The sequence below is a fragment of the Streptomyces sp. NBC_00252 genome, assembly GCF_036187565.1.
Taxonomy (GTDB): domain Bacteria; phylum Actinomycetota; class Actinomycetes; order Streptomycetales; family Streptomycetaceae; genus Streptomyces.
This window is the reverse complement of record NZ_CP108087.1, coordinates 3,631,191-3,655,650: the sequence shown is the minus strand read 5'-3', so window position 1 is coordinate 3,655,650 and position 24,460 is coordinate 3,631,191. Positions and strand designations below refer to the sequence as shown.

Annotated in this window: 13 protein-coding genes; 5 read left to right on the top strand and 8 right to left on the bottom strand. The window is 66.9% G+C overall.

Annotated elements, in window-relative coordinates:
• Nucleotides 1–42 precede the first annotated feature (42 nt).
• The 4 genes from OHT77_RS15655 to OHT77_RS15640 are packed head-to-tail and all read right to left on the bottom strand — an operon-like array spanning nt 43 to nt 8,303.
• Nucleotides 43–4,092 (bottom strand): SAV_2336 N-terminal domain-related protein, encoded by a 4,050-nt coding sequence (locus OHT77_RS15655; protein ID WP_328829048.1) that lies wholly within the window; start codon nt 4,090–4,092, stop codon nt 43–45.
• A complete protein-coding gene (locus OHT77_RS15650; RefSeq protein WP_328829047.1) occupies nt 4,089–5,156 on the bottom strand; it encodes an AAA family ATPase in 1,068 nt (355 codons plus the stop codon). Before OHT77_RS15650 ends, OHT77_RS15655 begins: the two co-directional genes overlap by 4 nt.
• 25 nt (nt 5,157–5,181) lie before the next feature.
• Nucleotides 5,182–7,101 (bottom strand): VMAP-C domain-containing protein, encoded by a 1,920-nt coding sequence (locus OHT77_RS15645; RefSeq protein WP_328829046.1) that lies wholly within the window; start codon nt 7,099–7,101, stop codon nt 5,182–5,184.
• A complete protein-coding gene (locus OHT77_RS15640) occupies nt 7,098–8,303 on the bottom strand; it encodes a hypothetical protein (RefSeq protein ID WP_328829045.1) in 1,206 nt (401 codons plus the stop codon). The genes OHT77_RS15645 and OHT77_RS15640 overlap by 4 nt, the downstream gene beginning before the upstream one ends.
• A gap of 421 nt (nt 8,304–8,724) precedes the next feature.
• Between OHT77_RS15640 and OHT77_RS15635 the strand changes: the two genes are divergently transcribed.
• The 3 genes from OHT77_RS15635 to OHT77_RS15625 all read left to right on the top strand — a co-directional run bounded on the left by OHT77_RS15635 (nt 8,725) and on the right by OHT77_RS15625 (nt 10,323).
• Nucleotides 8,725–9,099 (top strand): hypothetical protein, encoded by a 375-nt coding sequence (locus tag OHT77_RS15635; protein WP_328829043.1) that lies wholly within the window; start codon nt 8,725–8,727, stop codon nt 9,097–9,099.
• Complete coding sequence (locus tag OHT77_RS15630) at nt 9,096–9,413, top strand: hypothetical protein (protein ID WP_328829042.1); 318 nt, start codon at nt 9,096–9,098, stop codon at nt 9,411–9,413. The genes OHT77_RS15635 and OHT77_RS15630 overlap by 4 nt, the downstream gene beginning before the upstream one ends.
• A 160-nt stretch (nt 9,414–9,573) precedes the next feature.
• Nucleotides 9,574–10,323, top strand: coding sequence for a transposase family protein (locus OHT77_RS15625; protein WP_328829041.1), 750 nt, complete (start codon nt 9,574–9,576; stop codon nt 10,321–10,323).
• 28 nt (nt 10,324–10,351) lie between these two features.
• On the opposite strand, the gene OHT77_RS15620 is transcribed toward OHT77_RS15625, so the two are convergent.
• The 4 genes from OHT77_RS15620 to OHT77_RS15605 all read right to left on the bottom strand — a co-directional run bounded on the left by OHT77_RS15620 (nt 10,352) and on the right by OHT77_RS15605 (nt 19,200).
• Nucleotides 10,352–13,294: an RNaseH domain-containing protein gene (locus OHT77_RS15620; RefSeq protein ID WP_443048030.1), complete on the bottom strand. Its 2,943-nt coding sequence runs from the start codon at nt 13,292–13,294 to the stop codon at nt 10,352–10,354.
• Nucleotides 13,295–13,326: 32 nt separating this feature from the next.
• The gene (locus OHT77_RS15615) at nt 13,327–16,644 is read right to left on the bottom strand and encodes a hypothetical protein (protein ID WP_328829038.1); all 3,318 of its coding nucleotides are present in this window, start codon (nt 16,642–16,644) and stop codon (nt 13,327–13,329) included.
• Nucleotides 16,641–17,912, bottom strand: a complete 1,272-nt coding sequence (locus OHT77_RS15610; RefSeq protein ID WP_328829037.1) for a restriction endonuclease-related protein — start codon at nt 17,910–17,912, stop codon at nt 16,641–16,643. The genes OHT77_RS15615 and OHT77_RS15610 overlap by 4 nt, the downstream gene beginning before the upstream one ends.
• A 64-nt stretch (nt 17,913–17,976) precedes the next feature.
• The gene (locus OHT77_RS15605; RefSeq protein WP_328829036.1) at nt 17,977–19,200 is read right to left on the bottom strand and encodes a helix-turn-helix transcriptional regulator; all 1,224 of its coding nucleotides are present in this window, start codon (nt 19,198–19,200) and stop codon (nt 17,977–17,979) included.
• Nucleotides 19,201–19,446: 246 nt separating this feature from the next.
• Between OHT77_RS15605 and OHT77_RS15600 the strand changes: the two genes are divergently transcribed.
• Together OHT77_RS15600 and OHT77_RS15595 are read left to right on the top strand one after the other, a co-directional pair.
• Nucleotides 19,447–20,838, top strand: coding sequence for a tyrosine-type recombinase/integrase (locus OHT77_RS15600; protein WP_328829035.1), 1,392 nt, complete (start codon nt 19,447–19,449; stop codon nt 20,836–20,838).
• A gap of 1,042 nt (nt 20,839–21,880) precedes the next feature.
• Nucleotides 21,881–24,427: a NucA/NucB deoxyribonuclease domain-containing protein gene (locus tag OHT77_RS15595; RefSeq protein WP_328829034.1), complete on the top strand. Its 2,547-nt coding sequence runs from the start codon at nt 21,881–21,883 to the stop codon at nt 24,425–24,427.
• Nucleotides 24,428–24,460 lie beyond the last annotated feature (33 nt).

The following is a 24,460-nucleotide window of genomic DNA, read 5'->3' as shown; positions in this document are numbered from 1 at the left end:
CCAGCTCAGGAGTAGGCACTGCATATGACTTGACCATTCGCGTCACACTTCGAACGGAAGGGGACGAACGCTCTCGGCCTGCGGGCCGCGGTTGCCCTGGGCGATCCGGAGATGGACGCGCTGGCCGACCTCCAGCGCGCGGAAGCCGGTCATCTGGATGGCGGAGTAGTGGACGAAGACGTCACGGCCGTTGTCGACGGCGATGAATCCGTAGCCCTTCTCCTTGTTGAACCATTTGACGGTGCCTTCGAGCGGGCGTGCGAAAGCGGGGTTGCGCAGGAGGAGGCCCTGGGAATCGGGACCGGTGAACTCAAAGATGTGAACACGACTGGCAGGCATGCGGTCGCGGATGCTCGCAGTCATGTCCCCGAGGCTGATGAACTCCGGTGCTTGGGGGATGCCTTCGGTGAGCACGGTGGCGAACTCCTTCGTGAGCGTCAACCGCGGCCGATGGAGGCCCTGGGAGGCGGTGATCAGGGACCAGTACCCATGCATGGATCGGGGCTTAAGCAACGACCACATTCTGTCCGCGTCCGCAAGGTAGGCATCGAGGATGAGGACCTTGAACCGGGCGGGGCTGTCCTCCATCAGCGAAGCCAGATGCCGGACGGACAGGGCGGTGGGGGCGGGCCGGTCGCGACGGGAACTGGGGAAGACGAGAAAGGCGTCGTTGCGTGTTTCCAGCAGGTGACCCGTGAAGTGGACGAGAAGCGTGTGCTCGGCCCGCTGGGAGAGGTCCTCCAGCGAACGGACGAGAGGCTCGGGGAAGTGCTGGTTCCAGACGAGTGACACGTTGGGATCGTCGAACGGGCCGGAATCCTGAGTCTGTCCCAACGCACGCGCCAGCGCGAGCACCTGCTCGGTGGAGCCGGGCAGGTCCGGGAACTCCTCGTATCTGTCGGCTCCGATGAGCACGGCGCGTGAACGCGCCGGTTCGAGCACGCCGCGGCTCGACGCGGACTCCGGGGTCCGGGAGGCCGTCTGCGAGGAAGGCAGGATCCGTGTGGCGTGGAGCCGGTGCTCCCCGTCACCCGTGCTCCGGTACACCATGCCGATCACAGCGCCCTGCAGGTCGACGACTGCTGCCCCGGACAGGGGCACGGGGTCGGCCGCCGCTGACTCCAGTACGAAGTTGTCGCCCCGTATGGACGCGACCCGGTAGCGGGCCAGTGTCGGAGGCGTGGATCGAGGGGCGCGGTCCCGCGTGAATCCGATGACCAGGGTCAGGTCCCCCCTTGTCGGTGAGGGAGCGGATGGCAGGGGCGGCTCCTGCGGGGCGCGCTCGGGGCCCACGTTCGTCAGCAGGGCCAGCGACGAATGCGCCGTCTCAGCCGCCAGCTGGGCGTGCCACGTACGCGGATCCTCCCACGGACGCCCTTCGAGGCGTAGGAGGGGGGCGAGAGCACCCGCTGGGAACAGACCGGCCGGCATCGCTACCTGCCCGCCTGCGAGAAGGATTCCCGAGCCCAACTCCTCACGGTCCCGGCTGATCCTCACCAGCCGTTTCTCGGCGGCTCGGGTCAGGCTCCGGATCGCGGGGGAGCGAGTGTCGCTGTGGAATGCCGCTGCGTTCCGGAGGAGCCGGGACACCTCGCGCAGACCTTGCTCCCGAGCGGTCTGGGTCAGTACGTCCAGTGAGTTCGTGTCGGCGAAGCGGGCCAGCACTGGCCAGAGTTCGTCGGGTGGGGAGAGGTTCGGGCGGTCCCGTCGGTCAGCCCACTCCACGAAGTCGTGGAGCACGTAGTGATCCCGTCTGCGCGACGCCGCGGCCATCACCGACTGGCCTTCGGGCACCGCTGCGCAGGCGTATTCCAGCGCTGCCGAAAGCCAGTTGCGCGGAGCGTCGTCTCGGCCGGAGTCGGGGGATCGATAAATCGGTGCCGCCGCCTCCAGCAGTTGGCGCGAGATCTCGGCCGTGTGTCCCAGGCGCCGGATGTCCAGCGCCGCTAGGAGCAGAGTCCTGGCGAAGGACGGAGCGTTGCGGACGCGCGCGAGGGTTTCCGACTCCGCGGTCAGCGAATAGACCCGTATCAAATCGATCCGGCGGAGGGCATATTGAAAGGACTCGGCTTCCTCCGAGCGGTCCGTTCGCAGCGCATGGAAGTCCTCGGGTCTGAGTTCGCTCAGCACCAGCATGGGGCTCAGTACGGACATCAGTTCGATGAAGTCGCTGATCGTCGTGGGCGACCGACGGTCTGACGCCAGAAGGAAGGAGCGGAGGTCGGGCACGACCACAGCCGTCCGAGGGTGCAGCCGTTCACTCGCACCTACCAGTTCGTCCGGTGACTGCGGCGTCCACCACGTCCAGTCGTCCGGCAGGGCGGCCACCGCTCGGACCATGGCCGTTGTCTTCCCCGACCCTGCATCGCCCAGCAGCAACGTGAACGAGCTGTGCCCCCGCTGCGCCCGAGCCAGTACCTGCCGCAACTGTTCGTCCACGTAGCGGTCGACGAGTTCGGGCATGGGCTGGAGCCCTGGCAGGGGGTCCGAGACCCAGCTTCCCGCACCGGCAGTCGGCGCGGCCGCACGTGCCGCACCCTCCCGAGCTGCGAACGGCACCGCCTCCGGCACGAGCCCCCGTTCACCGGTGCTGTCTCCTCCCCCGCGCCCAACGAGGAAGTCGCCGCCGCTGACCGCGCCGTACTCGCTGATCCCCGTGCCCATCTCGCGCCGCACCAGTTGCTGCACGGACGTGATGGCATCCCGGCGCTGACCGCCCAGCAGTGCTTCCCGAACCCCGGGGCGGAAGTCGAAGGGGATGCGATCCGGGTCGGCCGCCGCCTCCTGGCCCCAGGGGGCGAAGAGGCCGCCGAGGGCGACCTCCGCCAGGTGGCCGTGCTCCGCCTCGGGGAGCATCGTCTGGCGGACGAGGTTCATGACCGGGAGGCTCAGGGGCACGGCGGACAGATATCCGGCCAGCCGTTGGGCGAGGGGGGACGCACCTGCCCTGAAACGGCGCAGTACGTCGGTGACCTCCTCCCGGGCAGGAGCGGGGGGTTCGGCCCGTAGCGGCGCCAGCGGCGACGGCGCGCGGGGAAGCACCAGGCACGGCACCCGCGTCCACTGGCCGCTGCCCGCCACCAGCTTGGCCAGGAGCAGCACGGACGCCGGTTCGGCCTCCACTACCGGGATCGCGAGCACCTGCGGGGTGCGCCGCAGCCGTACGCTCCTGCGGCGGCTCCGTGCGGGCACGCCCACCCGCCACGACGTGTTAGGCGACGCCGGACCCACTGAACGCAACGGCAGCGAGCGAGGCCGCACCGCGCCACGGTCCCACAGCCGGCGCGGCAGTACGTTGAGTAGCGCCACAGGGCCGTGGGACGCCCACTGCCGCAGTATGCGCGCGACGTCCGCCTCGGCCCAGCCGCTCGCCACCGTGTCCGTGACGACGATGACCAGACGGTGCCCCGACGGGTCGGACACCTCCTGCACGCTGCGCCGCTCACCGTCGGGCGTACGGGCCACAGACAGCGGCTCGGCGGCGTCCGGGTCGGTGCCGAGCAGGTGCCATGTGCGTACGTCGCGGAAGATGCCCGTTTGCACGAACACCCGCCGCAGTTCGCCGACCAGGTCGTGCCAGAGCAACATCGAGTGGTGGGCGTCCACCACGAGGGCCAGGTCCAGCCAGCGGCCCCGGCGCGGACGCAGCACCGGCGTCGGAAGGCGCTGCTCGATGGTCCTGCGGACTGTCAACTCCTCGTCGAGTTCGCAGTCGGCCGGGTTCCCGCCCGAGGTGTCCTTCGAACGGCCCAGGGGGCGCAGCGCCCGCATCACCGCCAGCGGATCCCGGACGGACGAGGCTCGGCGGACGCGGACCAGTTCGACGCCCTGCCGCGCCGGGCCGGGCACATCTGTGACGTCGCCCGCGGTGTAGAACTCCTCCTCGGGCGCCCGGTCTGCCTCCTCGGGGCCCTCGGCCGGATACTCGGTCAGCGGCGTGGCCTCAGGCTCGTCGAGGACATTCCCAGCAGACCCCGCGTCCGGGTCCGCAGCGCCACCGACGCGCGCCGCCAGCCAGAGGATGTCCGCCAGCTCCTCCGGTCCGGCATTCGCGCCGGACTCCTCCAGTGCCCGCAGCAGCCGCTCGATCACGCCAACGGGCCCGTCAGCCGTTGCAGTACGACGTCCAGGAAGTCCTCGCGCTCGCCCGCGCCCGACCACGCGCCGCTCAACCTCAGCTGGACGGCGTTGAGCAGCTGGTCCGTCGCCAGGTCGCCCTCTGTGCGGCGCTCGATGAAGGCGGTGATGAGGTCCTGGTAGCGGTCGTCCCGGGTTGTGTCGTCGAGCCTCAGCCGCTGCCGGACGATCTGCTTCAGCTTCTCCTCGCGCGGCGGCTCGACGTGCAGGCGGATACAGCGGCGCAGGAAGGGCGGCGGGAAGTCGCGCTCGCCGTTGCTGGTCAGCACGACGACGGGGAACGCGCTGCACTGGACCCGTCCGCGGCCGATCCCGGCACGCAGCTCGGGATCGTCCTGCGTACCCACCCTGACCCGCGGCTGACGGGCGGCGATCCGTGCCAGCTCCGGGATCTCGAAGGAACCCTCCTCGAACACGGTTAGCAGGTCGCCGGGCAGGTCGATGTCGCTCTTGTCGATCTCGTCGACGAGCAGTACCCGGGGGCGCTCCTGCGGCAGCAGCGCCGTGCCGAGCGGGCCGAGACGCAGATATGGGGCGAGAGCGCTGCCCGAGGAGGGTCGCCCACCCTGCTGCCGCCGGGGCGGCGCGCCCCGGCCGGCCTTCAGGTGGCGAAGGCTCGCATCGTGCAGACGCCCGATCGCGTCGTACTGGTAGAGCCCGTCCCGCAGGGAACTGCGGCTGGTCACCGGCCAGTGCAGGACCGGGCCAAGTTCCAGGTCGGCCGCGATGCTGTGCGCCAGTGTCGACTTGCCGGCTCCGGGCTTGCCGGTGACGAGGAGCGGGCGGCGCAGGTACAGGGCCGTGTTCACGGCATCGATCTCCGCGTCGTCCGGTACGTATCCGTCGCCGCGTTCCCAGGTGTCGGTCCAGGCCGGTCCGGCGGTGCCGGGCGGGGCGTACTCCGGGTCGGGGGTACCCTTGAACTCCCGCCACGGCGGCCGGTTCTGGTCGAGCCGGGCGCGCTTCTCCGCGACCGTGCCCGTGCCCCGGTAGATCCACCAGTCCTTGGCGGTGTTCATCGGACTTCCTCTCGTAGACGACGGTTCACGAGGACAGCGACCGCCTCAAGGGCACCCGACCGGGGTTGTCGTAGAGCAGCGCGAGCGGGTGTTGGTCCACCCGGGCTCGCCTGAGTCCGTCGGGCAGTGATGCCACGTCGAGTGCGTGCGGAGGGTCGGCGTCGAGCGCTGTACGTATGGCCGTGCCGAGTGCTGGGGAAGGGCGACGCCAAACGGCGATCGGTATCCCGCCGTCCACCAAGGCTTCCAAGACGTCCATGACCAGCTCCTCGGTCACCTCGGCCAACACGCAGACCGGTGACGCGTCCAGTTGCAGCTTGTCGGCCAGGTTGCCGGACACATCACAGTCCGTAACGTCCCGCACGGCGTCCGGATGCAGACCGCCGTGAGTCTCGTACCACTGCCACTTGGCCAGCCAGAGTTCGAGATCCTCGCGTTCCTCGGGGCAGCGCAGCACCACCTCGTAGCGGCAGCCGAGCTGGACGGCCCGCTCACCGCGGCCTCTGCGCGCGGGGCGCGGCACCGTCCAGGTCTCGAACGGCACTTCCAACAGGTCGAACGGAACGTGGAACTCGATCCGCGCCGGCTTTGCCGGTTCCGTCAGCAGGTGATGGGTGAGCGCCTTCCGCACGGCTTCCAGGTCCATGGGGTTCGGAAAGTCGCCCACGTAGTCCCAGCCCTCCTGGAACAACCAGAGTTGCAGTCGGTAGGAGTCCTCGTCATCCTCGGTCAACCGCACGTGCAGCGCGGGGGGCTCGACCGGACGAGAGGGCGGAACCGGGACAGGATCCGCGCCGAGGCGTTCACGCGTACGCTCCACCCATCCGTTCGCCGCCACGACCCAGGGAGAGGGCGCGGCGCGGGATGCCAAGTGCTTGACGAACGGCAGAGCGAGCGGAACGGCACGGCTGGTGCCCTGCCGGTCATCGAGATCACGCACGATCTCCAGCAAGTCCGACGACGGCAACTTGTGGTCCATCGGCGGAACGCAGCCCGTCACCTCGAAGGCCCAGCGGTACGCCGCGTAGGTGTCACGGGGCAACTCGGTGCTCTCGGAGATCAGTTGCCCCAGTTCCGTCCAGGCGACCTGGTCGAGGACGAGACCGCCGGTCGGCCCGCTCGCCGTACCGCCGTCCGCCCAGGTGTCCCCGTGGAGAGAAGAACCGTCCCAGCCCAGGGCGATGTCGAACTGCGGATGCTGCCAGGCCGTGCCGTTTGCTCGCATCACGGTGAAGTCAGCCTGCACGTCCCGGGCGATGTCGGGCAGGTCGAGTGTCGCCTGTTCGAGCGTTCGGCCCTCCAGACGTCTGAGGAGGGTATCCGTGAACTGGCCAGCCCGGACGGTGTTCTTCGCGGTCTCACCGGGCCGGGACGCGTAGAGCGTGAACTGCATGCGCCTGGTGGGGGCGCCAGCCGGGTAGTTCACCTGAGGGAACTTCCCTGTGAGCCGTCCGATGTCCAGCCGGCAGGCATCACCCACGGTGACGATACGGCGGAAGCGGCCACCAGCGATCCCGTCGGACTTCCACCGGCGCAGAGCCGAGCTGAGATTGAGGTGAGCGAAGAGACCGGCCGTGGCGTCGGCGTACGGCAGCAGCAGATCGTGGCGGCGGTCCAGGAAGCCGTGTCCGGCCCAGTAGATCCACAGCAGGTCACCGTCGCACTGGGGGAGGTCTGTGAAGAGCGCGTTCTCGATGTTCTTCTGTGTCGCGGGCTTGGCTTCCCCCTCGACGTCGGTGCCGGCCAGGGGCGACAGCAGCAGACGTAGGTTGCTCTTCGGTATGCCGGCGGTGCCGGTGAGCCAGTCGGCGAAGCGGACAGCGTCGCGGGCCGGGCCGGGGAGGCTCAATTTGGCGTCGATCTCGTAGGACTCGACGCCCACCACGAGCGCGAAGGACCTCTCCGGTGTGATCGGCGGCTCGACGGCTGGGGAGCCGTCCGTCACCGCAGTGCCTCGGCGATCCGCTCGAAGACCGAGGGGAGTTTCCAGTAGGCGCTGTGCGAGACGGGGAACGGCATTCCGCTGTGCACCTCATGGTCGGCGACCCGGCTGTCACCCGGGAAGACCGGTTCGGCGAGGTAGGAGAGGACATCCCGACGGTCGTAGATGTTGAGCCAGTGCGGGAAGTCGGAGGGCAGTCGGTCGCCGGGCTCCAGGCCGGCCAGGGCGCCGAGTTCGTGCAGGAAGGGGGCCTGGGAGCCGACCGTAACCAACAGGCGCACGGGCAAGGGAGGTTGGCGTCGGGCGGCCAGGGCGAGGGTGTCCACGAGGGCGATGCCGCCGAGGCTGTGGCCGATGACGACCGGGGGCTCCGGGCTGTTGCCGATCACCTGCTCCAGGTGAGCGCGCAGATGCTCACCGCGTGCCTGGTAGCGCAGGATGTCACCGATCTCGGATGCCTTCTCGGAGGTGACCTCGCCCCGCTTGCGGTCCAGGAAGGATTGGGTGGCCACGCGCTGTGCCAGCCGGGACAGGACGCCCGCCGTGCGTGTCAGCACGCCCCGGGCGGTCCCGCCGAGCCGCTCGCTCAGCAGGTCGACCAGCCTGTCGCGTTCCGTGTCGGTGCACAGGGCGGTGTCGCGGGCCTCGGAGAGCATCACGGCGACCAGGGCCCGGCCGGTGTGGACCCTGAGTTCGGCGGCAGTCGCGTCGTCCTCGGCAACGAGGCACGCGGCGTGGAACTCGTCGGCGCGTTCCACCGTCCACAGGGCGTGCCCGTAGCCGTCGGCCAGGCCGGTCTCCCGCAGCAGTACGGCGAGTTCGTCGTCCGGTGCCAGGACGCCGGGCAGGGCGCGCAGGGCGTTGCCCATGTCCTCGCCTGGCGACTGCGTCCCCAGCCGCCCGAATCCGTCGTCCTCGGCCTCGGTGCCGAGTTCGGCCAGAACCCTCAGCTCGCACAGCGGATCGGCGAGGAGCAGCAGCCACTCGGCGGTCTCGGGATCCTCCGGCCCCGGCCCCGGATGCGGCCTAATGCCGGGAACCGACGCGCCACCTGCGCTGAGTTCCGCACCGAACTCCGTGCCCCAGTAGCAGCGTTCGACCTCGGCCTTCGGGAATTCCTTCAGCAGTCCGGTCTCGACCAGCGCGAACAGTTCCTCGAACCGGTCCCGGCGGACACCGGTCCCATGGACAAAGACGAACCTCATGTGTCCCCCCGACCCCGACGTGCCTGTTCCACAACGAGAATAGTCCGTCGGCACAGTCGGGGGAGGCGGTGTGACGAACCCGCCTGACTGTGCGTCACGTTCAGACGGTGACTCCCAGGACGGAGCCCAGGGGCAGCCAGCGGAAGCGGGCGCGCAGGGGGCCTTCGCCGGTTCCGCCTCGATCTGCCGTCGGCCCCCGTGGAAGTGCGACCAGCCCTCGTAGTGCACGGGCAGTGCGGTGTGCGGGCGCAGCAGGCGCACAGGTCGATGGCGTGCCGCGCGGTCAGGGCGTAGCAGAACGGGGCGATCGCTGGGAAGGGCAAGCCGCCCAGGTGCAGCACGCCGTACCCACCTCCAGACGCCTGGCCACCTCGCGCACACCGTCGTACAGGACCGCGTCGCCGGAGACCCACGGCGTTCCGTGGCGCTGGCCGTCCCAGCGCAGGGCGAAGCCCATGACGTCCCCGAGGAGCGGACGGGACAGGGGCGGGCCATGGCGGGCGGGTGTGGCGGTGATCTCGATCGGCGGGAGGCCGGGGGTGTGCAGCCGGTGGGTCTGCCACAGGGCGAGGCCGAGGGCATTGCCGCCCAGGCGCCGGTCGCCCGCAGGTGTGGTCAGGACGATGGCGGCGGGGAGCAGGGCCGGCCTGCGGTGTCGAGATTGTCGGCGTGGTGGGCGTACTCCGGCGCCCCCGACCTGATGGACCAGGAATTCGCCCGGCTACTCCTCGCCGATGACGTCAACGCACGCTCCACGGCAGCACTGACACAACAGAGGCCGGCTGTGGAGCAGTGAGCACCGAGAGTTCCTGCTCCGCAAGGCCACCTACCTGGACCGCGCGGCACGCGAGCTTCGAACTGGACATGTACCGCACGCTGTACGCCGAAGCGGCCGTGGACCGGGCGAGCACGATGGCAGCCCATGCCGCGTTCGACTTCCTCAAGTTCGACCTCGACCACGCGAGCGCCCACCTCCTCGGCCCGATCGGGCCCGGCTCCCCGGAGTTCGACGCCGCTGGCGGAAGCCGGCCCTACGTCTGGCAAGAATTCCTCGTTTCGTTGGCTTGCACCCTGATCTGCTGGAGGCACCTCAAGCAGGCCCACTCATGATCCTGTTACGAGCTCTAATGTGATCTTTTATCCTTCCAAATCAATGAGGGTTTTCAGGGTGGTCCCCGGACGGGTGACGGCGGGACCGTACGCAACGGACAGGGTCCCCGTGCCGTTGAGAGAGGTGTCTAGGTCTCAACTCTCCAGCTCAGGAACCCTGTTGGTCCCGTATCCTGCCGCACTCGACCTGCCGCGCGCACTCGTGGAGTGGGTGACGATGCTGATCGTCACCCGTGAGGGTGACCGGCGCTGCAAACTCCGGCCGTCCGAGCGTGCGGTGATCGCTCTGGCATACCTGCGCCGGCACGACCCCCTGGCTCAGCTCGCCGCAGGCTTCCGTATCTCCGTCGGCACCGCCCACGCGTACGTCACCACCGTCGTCGAGCACCTGGCCGACATGGCGCCGGGCCTGCTGAAGGTCCTGCGCGAGACAGACCCCGACTACGTTCTCGTGGACGGCACGCTCGCCGAGTGCGACCGGGTCGGCGACGGGCGCGCAGACTATTCGACGAAGCACAAGCGGCACGGTGTGAACGTGCAGGTCATCACGGACCCGGCCGGTCGCACGCTGTGGCTCTCACCCGCCCTGCCCGGCCGCACACACGACCTGACCGCCACCCGCACCCACAAGATCCTCCGGATCTGCGAGCGCCAGGGCGTCCCCGTCCTTGCCGACATGGCCTACATCGGCGCGGGCGAATGGGTCACCACCCCCAAACGCCGACCGCCCCAAGGTGAACTCACCACGACCGAGCGGACGGTCAACCGGGCGCTGTCCGCCGCTCGCGCACCCGTCGAACGAGGAATCGCCCGCCTCAAATCCTGGCGAATCTTCCGCAGAGCCCGATGCAGCCCGAACCGCATGACGTCAATCGCCAAGGCCGTCCTCACCCTGGAGCGGCACCGCTGAAAACCCTCAATGAGCTGCTGCCCTGTGGCTACTCGTCGGCGGCCTCGGCTCCCTGTTCTTCCGGGGGCGCGGATCGCCGGTACTGCGGGTGGTCGAGGTCCAGTTGCTTCGCCGCGTGAAGCGGTACGGGATAGCGGGAGCGGTCGGACCATGCGACGGTCTGGTGGCACAAACGCGCGGTTGCGCGTACGAGCATCGTCTGATCGACTCCGCCAGCGACGCCGACTGGGTAGATCTCGGTCGCCGTCATGGCCCACCAGGGCGTCTTGAGCTCGTTCGTCTCGCGATCCCCTTCCTCGCCGCCCTTGCCGGGGTCGGCGTCCCAGCGGGTGATCTTGCTGCCCAGATCGCCGCCCTTGGCCTGGTAGTTGCGTGGGACGTTGAAGAGGACCCAGAACGGGTTTCCGAAGTCCACTTTGGCTCGGTGGAGCTTGGCCGACGTGAACTGGATCGCCTCCATTTCGACGTCGGGGTCGCTTTCGCGGGCGACGGGAACGTACTGGGGTACCTCATCCGCGGCGACGTTCATTCGGATGACGGCGGCTGGCCTCCTGCGTGGGGCGTTCTTCCCCTTGCCGTGGCCGGGGAGCCAGGTCCGCGGATCGGCGATGTCGTCTTCCTGGTAGCTCTGGTTCTCATTGTGTAGACCCGTCCACATCCGACGGCAGGCGTGCCCGTCGACCATGACGACGTAGCCCATGTCCGATTCGAGCTCGTCGCGGACGAGGTCGGCGAGCGCGTCTTCGACGTGTGCTGCGGCCTCCGCCCAGCGCTCCTTGTCCGTCTGTCCCTTGCCGTCGACATGGAGTGCGTAGTCGCTGGCGTGGAAGGCGGCGATCGCTTGTCGGTAGGGCACCCACGCTCCGATGAGGGGAGTCCACGCCTTCATCGTCCAGGCGCCGTCCTCTTCCTCCGGCGGGAACAGGGCTGTGACGACGATGATGCGCTTGGTGTGTTTGCCGTCGGCCGTCTTGGCTTGCCTGCGGGCGTGGATACCGCAGTACACGAGGTCTGCGGCCTCATTTCCCTTTTTGTCCTTTGCGATGGCACGTGCGAGGCGTTGGTCGATGATGCCGAGCGAGCGGTACAGGTCGAGCAGTGACATGTAGCCGGAGTGGTCCTTCCCCGGTTTGGGAGGGTTGATCTCCGTGCTGGGATTTCCGAAGGACCCGGGCTTCATCCCCGTCGTGAACTGGCACACGAAGTCCTTCTTGGCCAGGAAGCGGCGGACTTGGAACTTCCCGTCGTACCGCTCCTTGCGCAGCAAGAACGTGGTTCGCTTCTCTTTCTCTTTCCGCTTGAGGGCCGGGATTTCGGTTTCACACCAGACACCGACCATGACCTGTGAATCGCTGCCGGCGAAGTCGTCTTCGAAGGCTTTGAACTCCACGGCGCGGTTGATCTCGTCGCCGTGGGACAGGAAGCGCTCCGCCTTGCGGAAGATCACGCTGATGGTGGGGGTGAGGAAGACTTCGTCGCCGTCTTCTGGGTCACCGATGGGTGTGCTGTCCGGGAAGGCGAGAGACAGTGCGTTGATCATCCGCAGGCGGGTCTTGTGGCGGTACCACAGGCATACGATCCGCAGCTGCTCGAACCCCTGCGCGTGCACGGACGCGGTGATCTCTTCGGGCGGCGGGAAGCCGATGCTGTGGAGGAGTTCGCCGGCCTCAGTCCGCAGGGCTCGCTCTTGCGGGGTCATCTTCTGCTTGTCCGTGGGGCGTGGCTCGAAGTTCATCGGTTCCACGGTGAAGTCGACCCAGGTGGCCTTCTCGCCCAGCACCTTCGTGACGTGCTCGGCGAGCAGCCGCAGGTGAAGGGTGCCCGGTCCTGTGCCGACGGCGAAGTTGTCGTTCTTCGGCATGAGCGGGCGGATAGCCCCGGGGCCGGGGGTGATGAACGAGGGGAACTCGCTGTCAGCGGCGGCTTTTTCCACCACGGCACGTTCCCGTGTGATCCGTGAGTTCAGTTCCTGCAGCAGGCTGACGTCCATCTTGTCGCGCGCGAGCAGCTCCAGGGCGCGCTGGTTGACTTCCCTGACGCTGCCGCTGCGCACCAGTTCGGTGTGGAGGATCGGGAGGCCGTCGCCGCCCTGGTAGATGTGTGTGGACTTGGCGAACACCATGTTGCTGTGGACGCGGGTTACGTGGGCTTCCAGGAAGATGACGGGGTCCACGACGTTGGGCTCGGTCTTCATGACCACCGAGAGCCGGGACATGGCGTACTGGGCCTCGGTGGCGGCGTTCACCGGGGTCCCGTCGCTGCGGACGTTGTATTTGCGTCCGACGGGGTGATCCCAGGCGATGAGCCCGCCCCGGCTGTCCGGCAGGTAGGTGACCTTCCGTTTGTTGGGGTTGGCCTTCCAGCCGATCGTGCGGCTCTTGTAGACCTGTGTGCCCTCGGCGTCGAGCTTGGGGGAGCCGTCCTTCTCGTTGTCCGGGACCTGCTTGGTGATCGGGACCAGGTCGTAGATGGTGAACTGCTGCTGGGCGAGCTTCTTCGAGATCACCCAGGGCACGGCCACGTACATCCAGTCGGGGCATTTCGGCTGTTTGCCCTGCAGCGGTTTGAGGAACCGCGTCATCTCGAATTCCTGCTCGGGTGTGCCTGCGATGGCGTTGGCGAGCGGTGGCACGTCGAGGAGGATGGCCTGGTCTGTGGACAGACCCTTGCTGTAGCCGACCACGCACCGGAACACGTGGCGCAGCATGTCGTCGTCGATCTTTTCCAGCGAGACCAGGTAGTTGAGGTACCGGTCGAGGTGGACGTATCCGCCGGTCTTGAACTTCAGGTAGGTGATTGCGGTGGAGTACGGCAGATTCTTCTGCTCGTCGTCTCCGTCACCTTTCAGTTTCTCCCATTCATCGCGCACGCTCCGGGGGAAGTTGCGTACATACACCTTCTGGCCCTGGACGAGTGCGGGAGTGCAGCGCAGGGTGAGGGTGCTCGGAAGGGAGACGGTGTTCTCGGCCAATGCTGTGATCTCTTTCGGGGAGAGGTGACGGGCTATGCGGAGAGGGAGAGGTCGACGCCTGCGTAGGACAGGAAGGCGTTGACCGCTTCGCCGTACAGGTCGGCCATCTGCCGGCGTTCTTCCGGGAGCCAGCGGGAAGCCATCCGGTCGATGATGCTGGCCAGATCGGAACTCCAGGTCTCGTCGTGGAAGGCGTAGTCCACGAAGTGGAGCTCCATGTTGGTTCCGCCGCGCCGTGCCCGGCCGGCGAGCTGGATGAGGGAGACCAGCATTCCGGCGACCATTTGCTCCTGGAGGATGAGATCCATCGTCGACAGCTGTGGGGACGAGCGCAGGATCGTGGCCAGATGATCGCGTGCCGCGGCGCGTGCCGTCTTCAGCGCTTCGGTGGGGTCTGCACAGCCGTTGACGGGCAGCGAATTGATGCCTGCTGCGTTGACGCTGCCGTACATCCAGGTGGGGTCGTCAATGATCAGCGGGGGCCTTACGCACAGGTAGATGGAGTGGATGGCTGAGCGGAGATTGACGACGATGTTGAGCCCCCTGGCGATGTTAGCCAGGGGTGCGATCAGGATGTCGCCGAATTGGGGGAATTCCTCGACCTCTTCGACAGTGATGCGTCGGGCCAGTGACGGGTCGGGGAGGTAGCGGACGTTGCTGAGACGGTCTTCCTCCCGGACGAGGACACACACGCGGTGAGAGAGCCCTTTTGCCTTGGCCAGGCCGGTGGCGAGGTGGCCGCACTGTTCGTAGCTGTTGGCCGTGAGAATGACACGGGCCCGTGCATGGTCCGACTTGGCCAGCCGGGCAAGTTTCCTCGACAGCTTTGTCTCGTACAGCCGTTCGCCGATTTCGCGCAGGGCTTCGGGCTTGTCGGAAGGGAACTGGCCGGCGATCGGAATGCGATCTCCAGCTCTGCTGTGGCCGCTGCCGTAGGTGACGGCAGAGGATTCGACCAGGATGGAATCCTCCTGGGCGTCCGTCATCCACCACATCACGGGCGCGTGGACGTGTTCCTTGACTGCTTGCGGAAAGTAGGCCGTGGCGGAGAGCCCGAAGACAGGCCGCTCCACGCCGGCGGTGATGAGGGAGACCAGCCCGCCGAGTTCCGACACGTACGTGTGCGGGTCACCCGCCATGTGCTGCGTGGACAGCTTGGCGTCCTTCTCCGGGTTCTTCATGCCGGTGACCCGGTATCCGTTGATCGGCCTGCCGATGGCTCCGTGGGGGAGCACGTCGGCGATGCCGCCGGAGCGCATGGCGTCGATGATGCGGTTGGCAGAGAGCAGGCCGGAGTGTCGCAGGGACTGGGCGGTATCGCGCAGACCGGCCAGGGCCCCGTCCAGTTCGCCCATCAGCGTCCGGATGACAAGGTGGTCGATGGCCCGGTTGCGCGCACGGCCGTCGCTGACCATCGGGGCCAGGACTTCGTGGAGCCTGAGCTTGAGCACGTCGCGCTGGTTGACGCCACGCGGTGACACGACGGACCGCAGGATGTCGCTGACCCGCTCCCATTCGGGGTCCAGAAGCATGGGCGGGGGAGCCAGCTCGTCGTCATCGGGCACCTCGGGGCCCGGCACCAGGGCGTTGAGCCGGTCGACCGCCTCACGGGGAAGGGGCTCTCCGTCGCTGACTTGGTACTCGGGAAACAGCAGGCCGATGAGCTCGCGGTCCCTGGAGCGGGGCAGACGCCATCCCTCGTAGTCGTATTCCTGCCGCAGCCGGGGGACTCGGACGTCGTCGTGGTGATTGAGCCGGAACGCTTTGGTGCACAGCCCGGTCAGCAGTGACTCGGCCATGAGCCGGACGTGGCTGACCGGCTCGATGAGCTGGTCTTCGAAGCGGAGGGGAAGATGCTTGGCCGCCGTGTCCAGGATCTGCGGTTCCGCGGTCCACGGCCGTCGGGAGTGCAGGTCGACGGTGGTGGCGCACCGGTCTACCGCGACGGCCTGGAAGGCGTCGATCTCGTCGATGATGACGAAGTCACTGGCCCGCAGGACGAATTCACGGACGGTGACAGAACGGACAGGACGGCCGTCGATCTGGATGCCCACCCGCATGGAGCCCTGGATGAAGTTGTGATGGTTGGTGACGATCACCGTGGCATCGGCGGCCTGATAGGCGGGCGTGAACTTCCCGCAGGTGGGAATCCAGGGGCAGGCCAGGATCTCGCCGCCGCCGCGCAGACTCAGGCAGTTCTCCTGCCCGGGACGGTAGATCCCGGCGGAGTCGAGCCAGTGACGCTGGGCGCACCCGTACGCGAGATGGTCGACGTCACGGCGCCCTCGCTTGCCCCACTCCCCGGGGCTGTCGGGATCTTCCTTGACAAGGGACGCGTGCTTGAGGGCCCTCTCGTGTCGTGAGTACGGAGACATCAGCGGGGCGCACGTCGCTAGATGCTTGGTCTTCTCCGCCCTGTGCAGGATCTTGAGGTCGTGGCTGATGTCCCAGACGGAGGCGAGCGTGGCCTTGACGTCGGGGACGAGGAGGGTGACGCGGTGGCCGTTGAGCGCAGCCCACGAGCCCATGAGGCGGACCAGGACGGACTTACCGGTTCCGGTGGGGGCGTGGAAGATCTGGGTTCGGCCGGCCAGGAGGTCCAGCACATCGACGGTGTCGGTGTCACGGGCCTTGACCCGGTCGAGCAGGCCCGTCAGGACCTGGTGCAGCCAGGGGCCCGATTCGGTGTCCTCGTACTGGGTGTCCAGGATCTTGGCGATGTCCTTGAGCTCCTGGACGGGGACCGGAACCTTGCCGAGGCCGGGTCGGGTGGCAAGGGCGGGAAGAGTGTCATGACCCAGCGGCTGGGTGAAGGCCGGGAAGCGGGGGATGGTGACGCGCCCATGGACGATCTCGTTGCCCTCGTTGCGTTCACTGGTCTCGTACGTGTGGCCCGGCGCGGCGAAGTCGTGGGGTTTGCGCCGGTTACTCGGGCGCCGGAAGGGCGCGAGGAGGCTCCTGGCGTAGCCGAGGTAGTCCCCGCCCAGCAGGGGGTAGGCCGCGTCGGCGGTGAGAGGATCGCCGGCCAGGGTGAACAGCTGGAGGTCGGCCTCGTCTTCCTCCTCGTCGCCAGTTTCCATAGCACCCAGGAGGATCCGGGCCGTGGAGGCGAACCGCTTCTCGTCGGCGAGGTCGGGGTTGGCAAGCTTCATCACCTCGGCCACGAGCAGCCGCTCCTCGCTGTCGAGCTCGTTCCAGCGATCCCATGCCTGCGGTTTGCAGGTGGCGAAAAATGCCGCATGGCGGAATGAAGCCAGAGGCTTGCCGTCGTCGTCCTGATGCGGGAAGTAGTAGGCGGCCAGGGCCAGCGCGGCCCGGACGAACGCGTCCTTGACGGTCAGTTGGCTCATGCCCACCTCACCCCGGCGCTCTGGCAGACCCTCTTGGCGAAGTCGGTCATGGTCGCGGCCTTCATTCCGTACTTGTCACAGGTCAGGGTCAGCAGCGGGATCTGGTCGGCCCGGTGGTCGGGAACGACGAGCCACTCCGCCCCGCCCTTGTCACCCTCGTTACGGTGCAGGCTCTCCGCCAAGACCCGGGCATGTGTGTAGTCCTTCACATCGACGGTGAAGATGTGGGATCTCCCGTCAGGGCCCTTGACCTCGACGCGATGGTCATAGGCATCGCTCATCGGCCACAGCATGACGGCCTCTCCCACATCTGCCTGCGTGGCCGCCAGCCGCTCCCTCAGGACGCTGTGGAGACGCAGTTCATGCAGGCCGGGGACGCAGGTGTAGCGCCACACACCCCGCTTGAGGGCCAGATGCCCCTCAACGGGCTTTGCTTCCGGCAGGGCACCGTCCGTGCCGAGGAAGAGCGCTGATTCATGAGGAGCGGGCCCGTCGGGGCTGTCGGGATGCAGTACCGGCGCGTCGCCGGAAGTGGGCCAGAACATGAAACTGGCACCGGTATCCGCGTGGCGGCCGTAGAGGCATGCGACGCGGTAGTACTCGCGGCCAGTGCTCATCCGCTTACTGACCTTCATCGGCCACTTGCACACCGTGCAGGGGAACCACCAGGTGCGATAGACGGCGTGATAGGGGATCCCCTCGTAGTAGCGGATCGCGTTGAGGGGCAGGCCACGCTTATTGAGCTCCTCGGCGGTGCCGGCGGGGCATTCCACCAGCGTGGTGCGGTCTTTCACGTACTGCTCGTCACCGCGACCCTTGAGGATCTCGTACATCTGGTCCTGGTCGATCTCGTCCTGGAGCTGCTCCTCGGTGAACCGCATCCGGCCGATCCGCCGCAACCGCTTCAGGATCCGGTGCAACTGGGAGGTCTCCCATTGAAGATCGAAGGCGTTACCGGTGACGCAGCCCTCGGCGTCGACGACGGCGAAATCGAGGTCACCGAATCCCGAGCGGTCGAGCCACGGTGGGAGCAGGCCGTCAATTGGGCCGCGTAGTTTCCGGCGGAACTCGCTGAACGGCAACGGCACTCCAGGGCCGTACGCGGCGAGCAAGTCACCGTGATACCGCATCAGCTTCTCCGCCCGGTCTCGGGGACTCAGGTCCGGCGCGGTGACTGCTTGGCAGGCTTTGATGAAGGTGAAGTTGATCAGGCGGAACGCCTCGAAATGAGAGAACGTCAGGCCGTCATCATCGACAGTGGTCGTCACGTGAGCGACCGTAGAGCACGGGTCTGACAATGGGCCCGGAACGGCCTCAGATCGCGCGAAACGATCAATCTGCGGGAGGGATGACCTCTGGGTACATCTCCGTGTAGACGTGCAGGTACGTGGCCATGTGCTGCTGTCCGAGCCGGGTGACGTGCCACCGGTATTCGAGGACATGCGTATCGCCTGGCGCCATCCTTGGACGCAGCTCGATGAAGCCCCTACTGGGATGCGCTTTACGCTTCGGCCGGTAGCCGACGGCCAAGTAGAACAGCGACTTGCCCGTCAGTTCGCTCTCATGGAGACCGTCAGGGCCGGCAGAGGCAACACGCACCAGAACAGCCCACAGCCATTCGGACAGCAGATGAGCAGGCGTCGCCGGCTCCAAGGGCTCTCCCAGTCCTGCACGGGCACAGGCGCGGCCCCGGCGCGTGATCTCCACCAGGGTGCGGTCGACTTCGCCAGCCCCGGCAACCTCGACACGGTCCCTGGTGACCTGGATCAGTCCCAGCCGATCGAGGGAACGGAGGGTGGCCCCTGCTCCTTGATCGTGAACACCGGCGCTCCGCAGGCGCTGCTGCAGACGGGTGTGGCCGACGAGTTCAACGGGCGCGTCGAGAGCGAACGGCAACTGCCGCCACTGCCTGGCGGGCGGGACCCTGACATTGTTCTGCCGGCGCATCCACATCTCAGCCTCGGTCATCCGGTCATCCCGCATGATCTCGCCGAGATAGACACGCTGCCGCTCATTCAAGTCCCCCCAGACTCCGACTGCTGAAGCCGAGGGGCCCTTCCGCTCCCGTTCGGGCAGGCACGGGGGTTCATCAGCCGGCCGCGTACGCATCCAAGCGTCCATGACCATGCGGACCGGCACCTCGTACACGGCGGCGAACTGCTGCACGAGTCGGCCGGTGTATTCGGCCTTCTTCCAATTCCAGCCGGACACCCGTCGGTTCCGCTCCAAGCTGCGGATCTTATGGGCGTCCACGAAAAGATCCTGCCCGATGGCAGTGGCTCGCAGTCGAGTTGCGACCTGCTCAGCAGTGAAGCCGGATGCGTACCGGAGGTCGGCCAGTGTCTCGGTTCCGCTCGGCGTACCCGTGAGATCGGAGGTGGCGCATCCCAGGGCATCGGCGAGACGCCGCACATTGCGGGCTTCCGGCACGTACCTGCCCTCCTCCCAGTACATGACCACGCGATACGTGACTCCCAGGCGGTCAGCAAGTTCCTGCGGAGTCAGTCCAGCCCGCTCGCGCAGCGTCCGGATCTTCGTGTGCTCAATCGCCAGCAAGCGCCTTGGCATACCGGCCAGAGAACCTCAGTGAAGTCTTCATGGCAACTTGTTTCGCCCAGAACGGTTCAAGGCGTCAGCGCGGGACTCGCCGCGCGTGGCACGGCCATAAATTCTCGCGGCAATGTCGAATGTCCGAAGATCGCCACCCGTCAATCCCGCCCGGGCGAAGCTCACCGTTGTAGGTGGATGCCAGCGCCGAGGGTGAGGGCAGTCATGCTCCCGCCGATCAAGAAGGAGGCGGGTATGGACCTGAACGAGTACCACGGCGCTGCACCGGAGCCCGAGCAGCCTGCGTACCGATCCCCGGCGCAGCCGCATGGTGGTGGACGGCCGGACGGCGGCAGCGCGGTCGCGGGCTTGGCGGGCGAGTTCGGTGCGGAGCTGGTGCGGGCCATCCGTGTGGGCCTGGCCGAGGTGAGCAGCTCCGGCCACGGGTCCCGGGGTCCGTCGCAGCTGAGCTGGTACGACTTCGCGGCCGAGTACGCGCGGGCTCACTGGCCAGGTCGGGCGGCAAAGACCCGGGACGAGGTCAGCGACGCGCTGACTGCCGTCACGGTGGCGATGTTGTGGGATCTTCCGGGGCGGCCGAGCGGGCAGCTGGTGCGCCGTGCTCTGCGGCACTGGGCGTTCGTCGTGCCTGGGCCGGGACGGGGGGAGATGCCGGCGCAGGACCGGCTGGTGCTGCAGTGGGTGGCGAAGGCGTCCCGGCCCCTGGTGGACCTGAATGATCCGGTACTGGCGCGTGATGTGCTGGAGTCGCTGCGCCGCAAGCTGGACGGCGGTGAGGCGGCGGTGGAGACGATGCGCCGCAAGCGCAAGGTGCTAGTGCACGCGCTCCATTACGCCGTGGAGCGGGGCGAGTTGGGCAGCCACCCGCTCAAGCGGATTCGGTGGCGGGTGCCCAAGCCGGCGGTCACGGTGGACCCGCGGGTGGTGGCCAATCCGCACCAGGCACGGGATCTGCTGGACGCCGTCTCCTACGTGGGCGGCTACCGGCGGGCCCGCGGCCGTCGGCTGGTCGGGTTCTTCGCCGGCATGTACTACGCGGGTCTGCGTCCGGAGGAGGCGGTCGCGGTGGCCCTGCCGGACTGTCGGCTGCCCACCACCGGTTGGGGGCGGTTGATCCTGCACCGCACCCGGCCGCAGGCGGGCAAACGGTGGACCGACACCGGCGAGTTCCACGACGAGCGCGGGCTGAAGAACCGTCCGCCGGGGGAAACGCGGGTGGTGCCGCTGCCTCCGCATCTGGTGGCCATGTGGCGCGAGCATGTTGCCACGTTCGGCACGGCCGACGACGGGCGGCTGTTCTTCACCGAACAGGGCCGGATCATCAGCTACGGCACCTACCACCGGGTCTGGCACGAGAGCCGCGACCTCGCCCTGCCGCCCGCCCTCACCGGCACTCCGCTCGCGAAACGGCCCTACGACCTGCGGCACTCGGCGCTGTCCACATGGCTGTGCGCGGGCGCGGATCCGGCCGAGGTCGCCCAGCGGGCCGGCAACAGCGTCGAGGTCCTGCTGACCCGGTACGCGAAGTGCCTGTACGACCGGCAGTCCATCAACAACCAGCGCATCGAAGGGCTGTTGAGCTCCTACGACCAGCCGCCTGAGCCCGATGAGCCGTTCGAGGTGTAGCTGCCTCGCCCGAGCGTTAGAGGGCGCGAGGGCAGCCCGCAAGCTTCAGCTGGAAGGGCTGGACGCGACCCGACCTTCTTTCCAGATCGGGTCTCCCCGGTATGAGGGGAAGCACACCCGGTGGCGGTTCTGCCGAGACCTCGCCATCCCCGCCGTGACGGCTGGCCGGATCGGCTCCCCCGCTTCATCCGGTAGATCACTTGGGTGCGGCTCACGCCCGCCCCCTCCGCCCAAGACCGCACCTACGGCCGGCCGGGAAGCCCCGGAAAGCAAACCCCCTCTTGCGCGCGGTGGAACTGCCGGCTCCCGCCGGACACCTTCCTCGCTTCTGTCCTTTTCGAAAGCTCGCCCATCCGCTGACAAGCGCTACCTCGACCTGCACGCCACTCCGGTTCGCTGGCGTGTGGTCTCATCTCCGGAAAGTTCTTCGAGGAGATCCAACGTGATCGCATCGCGAACTCGAGGCGCCACTGCCTTGCGCGTGCCGAACGGGGCATTCCCCTTTTCGCGAGTGGAATAGGACGGTCCTTTTCCGCTCGCGTCACTCAACCTCGCCAGCATCAAGCCTCACTATGGCCACCAGGGTTGACGGAACTTATCATGTACGCGTAAATTCCTGTCCCTGAATAGGTCAGGGGCGTATGCACGTCCCTCGCCACTTGACGGCTTCCTGCATCCGCAGGGAGGAAGCATCTATTCAGCTGCCCGCACGTCAGAGGTTTCAGGTTCTTGGATCCCTAGCGCCTCGATGCGGGTTTTGTTATCGCGGCGGCCGCAACGTGGGTCAGCAACCTCACACCGGTCCTTAACCTCACGCCGGTCTTTCGGTTTCCCGTCTCTGTGAGATCTCTCATGAGGCGCCGTTGTTGCTCCGGCGTGTTCTTGCGCACTGAAACTCGGCCTACCGCTCGTGATGTCAGTTCTATGAGGAGGGGTATTGAAAGCGCGAAGATTCTTACCTTTATCGATAGCGGCGGCACTCATCACGCTGCTCAGTCCGGCAGCAAGCAAGGCAGCAGATCCGACTCCCAATCCACAGCAAATGTCCGTGGCGCGTGAGGGCACTCAAAAAGGCGCTGGACAGGGCGGCGAACTGGGGGCAGAGCAAACAAAGCGAGAAAAAGGGCCAGAGGTCCGCGCTGCAGCGGATAATAAACCGGCTCCCACTGAGCCGGCACCAACCGAGCAGCCGATCAAGGGTGCAAAGCCCTGGCGGCATGGCAATAAGTACTACAGCAGCCGGGTCATCGTCTCGCCGAAGCCCCGCGAAGTGTCGGCCACGGCTAAGAGCGAGACCAAGAGTCAGGCGAAGGAGCGAACGGACTACGTCGCGAAGCTCAGAGCCCGCTCTGCCAGCGCTGACGCCGAGGCGGTCGCCACCTGCTGGTATGACACACCAGGAGCTGACACGGCCGGCGGCGTCGTTCTCGATCACATGAACTGGTGCAAGGTCGCCAGGGTCACCTACGTCTCCGAAGTGTGCGACTCCAGTGATCCGGCATCGTGCCAGCCGGTCGGCACCGTGGACTTCCGTGCCAGGTATATAGGTTCAGGCAACCAGGGCAACGCTTCTGCGGCAGAGCGCAAGCTGAACGTCACCGTCGTGCTGGATGATCCCAAACCGTCCGGGGCTCCCCGCATGACCGATCCCATGACCGTGGAGGGCGTCTGCGACACGCTCACCAGCACCACACCCGCTTGCGCGCCTGGCGGAACGGCAACCAAAACGCTTGATGCGTGGATGACACCCGAGACCGGAACTGCCTGGCTTACCTTCACGTCATCCGAAGGGGCCCTCGCCGGAGACAAACTCGGATTTTACGGATTCGGGACCAAATTTTCCGGAAACAAGAGTTCCGTCACTGACTCAGGAACCCTGTTCCGATGCGATTCGGCCACCTACCTCGACTACCACTACGGCTGCATCTTCAAAGACGTGAACGACGTCTTCACCCTCACAGCCGACTCAGAGGTCAAGGAATCCGCCGATCTCATCTGGACTGCCCAGCACCGGCCCGACGAAACCTTCCCGATTTCCGAGGCCAGCAAATCCATTCCTGGGTCGGTCGCCAGCGGTCATCCTCTCACCCGCACGACGGAAGCCAATCAGCAAGCGAACCGGAACGAGTCCATCAGGCAGTGCAAGGTCTTCTTCGGGCAGAAGTACTCCCGGGGAGGGCGCGACTGCGACGAGTACCCGTACGCGTCCACCGCCGAAGGGTCCAAGACAGGAGGCGTCGGCACCGCTCACTACGCAGCCCAGCCCCTTGACGGACCGCAGAACCAGAAAGCCGGGAGCCGACTCAACAGCTTCTTCAATGATCAGCGCATTCTCAGGGAGGAGGACGCGTTCTACGTCAAACTCGTCGATGCTGCTGGTAGCGACTACGCCGGGCCGACCAAGCCCTCCGGCATCGCCATGCCGGTGACCTACCCCCAGTGCCAGAACAGCGCCCTGCCCGATGTCCAGCCGGTCCAGACGCAGGCCCCGCCCGTCGACAGGTTCCTCGACTACGCCAAGACCACCCCCGACGGTTGGACCGGCGGAGATTCCACCTACTCCGTCAAACTGCCCGACGGCCGCATCGCCTACCTCTTCTCCGACACTTTCCTCGGCCCACTCAACGCCGATGGCACTCGCCCCACCAACGCCAGAATGGTCAACAGCTCGATCGTGATCGACGACAACGGAACCCTGTCGACGATCACTGGTGGCACCAAGAACAACCCCGATGCCCTCATGCCGTCGGCAATCGACAACCGGTGGTACTGGCTGGGCGACGGCATGATCGCCAATGTTGACGGCACCAATTACCTGCAGGTCATGTTCCAGGAGTACAGGGGAACGCACGACGGGTCGGCGCTACCCTTCGCCTTTGCCCGCAATGTCGTGGCCACGTTCAGCCTGGACGACCTCAGCACGCCGATCTGGATCGACCCCCTGCCGTCGAACATCGGGGTGGCGTGGGGCTCTGCCCTCCTGCCGGCCTCTCGCAGCGGTGACGGCTACACCTATATCTACGGTGTCAGCAACGATCAGACCAACAAGAAAATGCACATCGCCCGGGTCAAGGGCAGCGATCTGACCAAGGTCGACGACTGGCAGTTCTTGCGGACCGACGTCACCGGTGACAACTGGATGCGCGCCGAAAGCGAAGGGAACACGATCCTCCCCGGCGTTGCCAACGAGTACAGCGTCACACCCTGGAACGGCCAGTTCGTCGTCATCAGCCAGGACAGCACCGAAGCGTTCAGCAACAAGATCCGAATCTGGTCGGGGTGCGACCCCTACGGGCCCTTCGGCTTCTGGGTGGACCACGACGAGGTCTACCGCATGCCCGAGACAGGGCTCTGGGGCAGCTATGGCGATCCCAATATCTTCGCCTACAACCCGCACGCCCATCCCGTGCTGCAGTCAGGGGGCCGCTGGACGTTGTCCTACAACGTCAACAGCTTCGACAACTCCGTCTCACCGACCGGCACTCACTACCGGGATCCGAGCGTCTACAAGCCGCGGTTCATTTCCTTCCTGCTGGTACCATCCACGACCGTCACGCGCAGCAGCAAACAGTTCCAACTCATCGAGTAGAGATCACTTGACCAGGGGTGGCGCCCCTGTGTG

What these genes read in the sequence shown, in the direction of transcription:
- OHT77_RS15650 (WP_328829047.1), bottom strand. Translation starts at nt 5,156, where the DNA reads ATGAACACCGCCAAGGACTGGTGGATCTACCGGGGCACGGGCACGGTC.
- OHT77_RS15640 (WP_328829045.1), bottom strand. Translation starts at nt 8,303, where the DNA reads ATGAGGTTCGTCTTTGTCCATGGGACCGGTGTCCGCCGGGACCGGTTC.
- OHT77_RS15615 (WP_328829038.1), bottom strand. Translation starts at nt 16,644, where the DNA reads ATGAGCCAACTGACCGTCAAGGACGCGTTCGTCCGGGCCGCGCTGGCC.
- OHT77_RS15595 (WP_328829034.1), top strand. Translation starts at nt 21,881, where the DNA reads ATGTCCGTGGCGCGTGAGGGCACTCAAAAAGGCGCTGGACAGGGCGGC.
- OHT77_RS15600 (WP_328829035.1), top strand. Translation starts at nt 19,447, where the DNA reads ATGGACCTGAACGAGTACCACGGCGCTGCACCGGAGCCCGAGCAGCCT.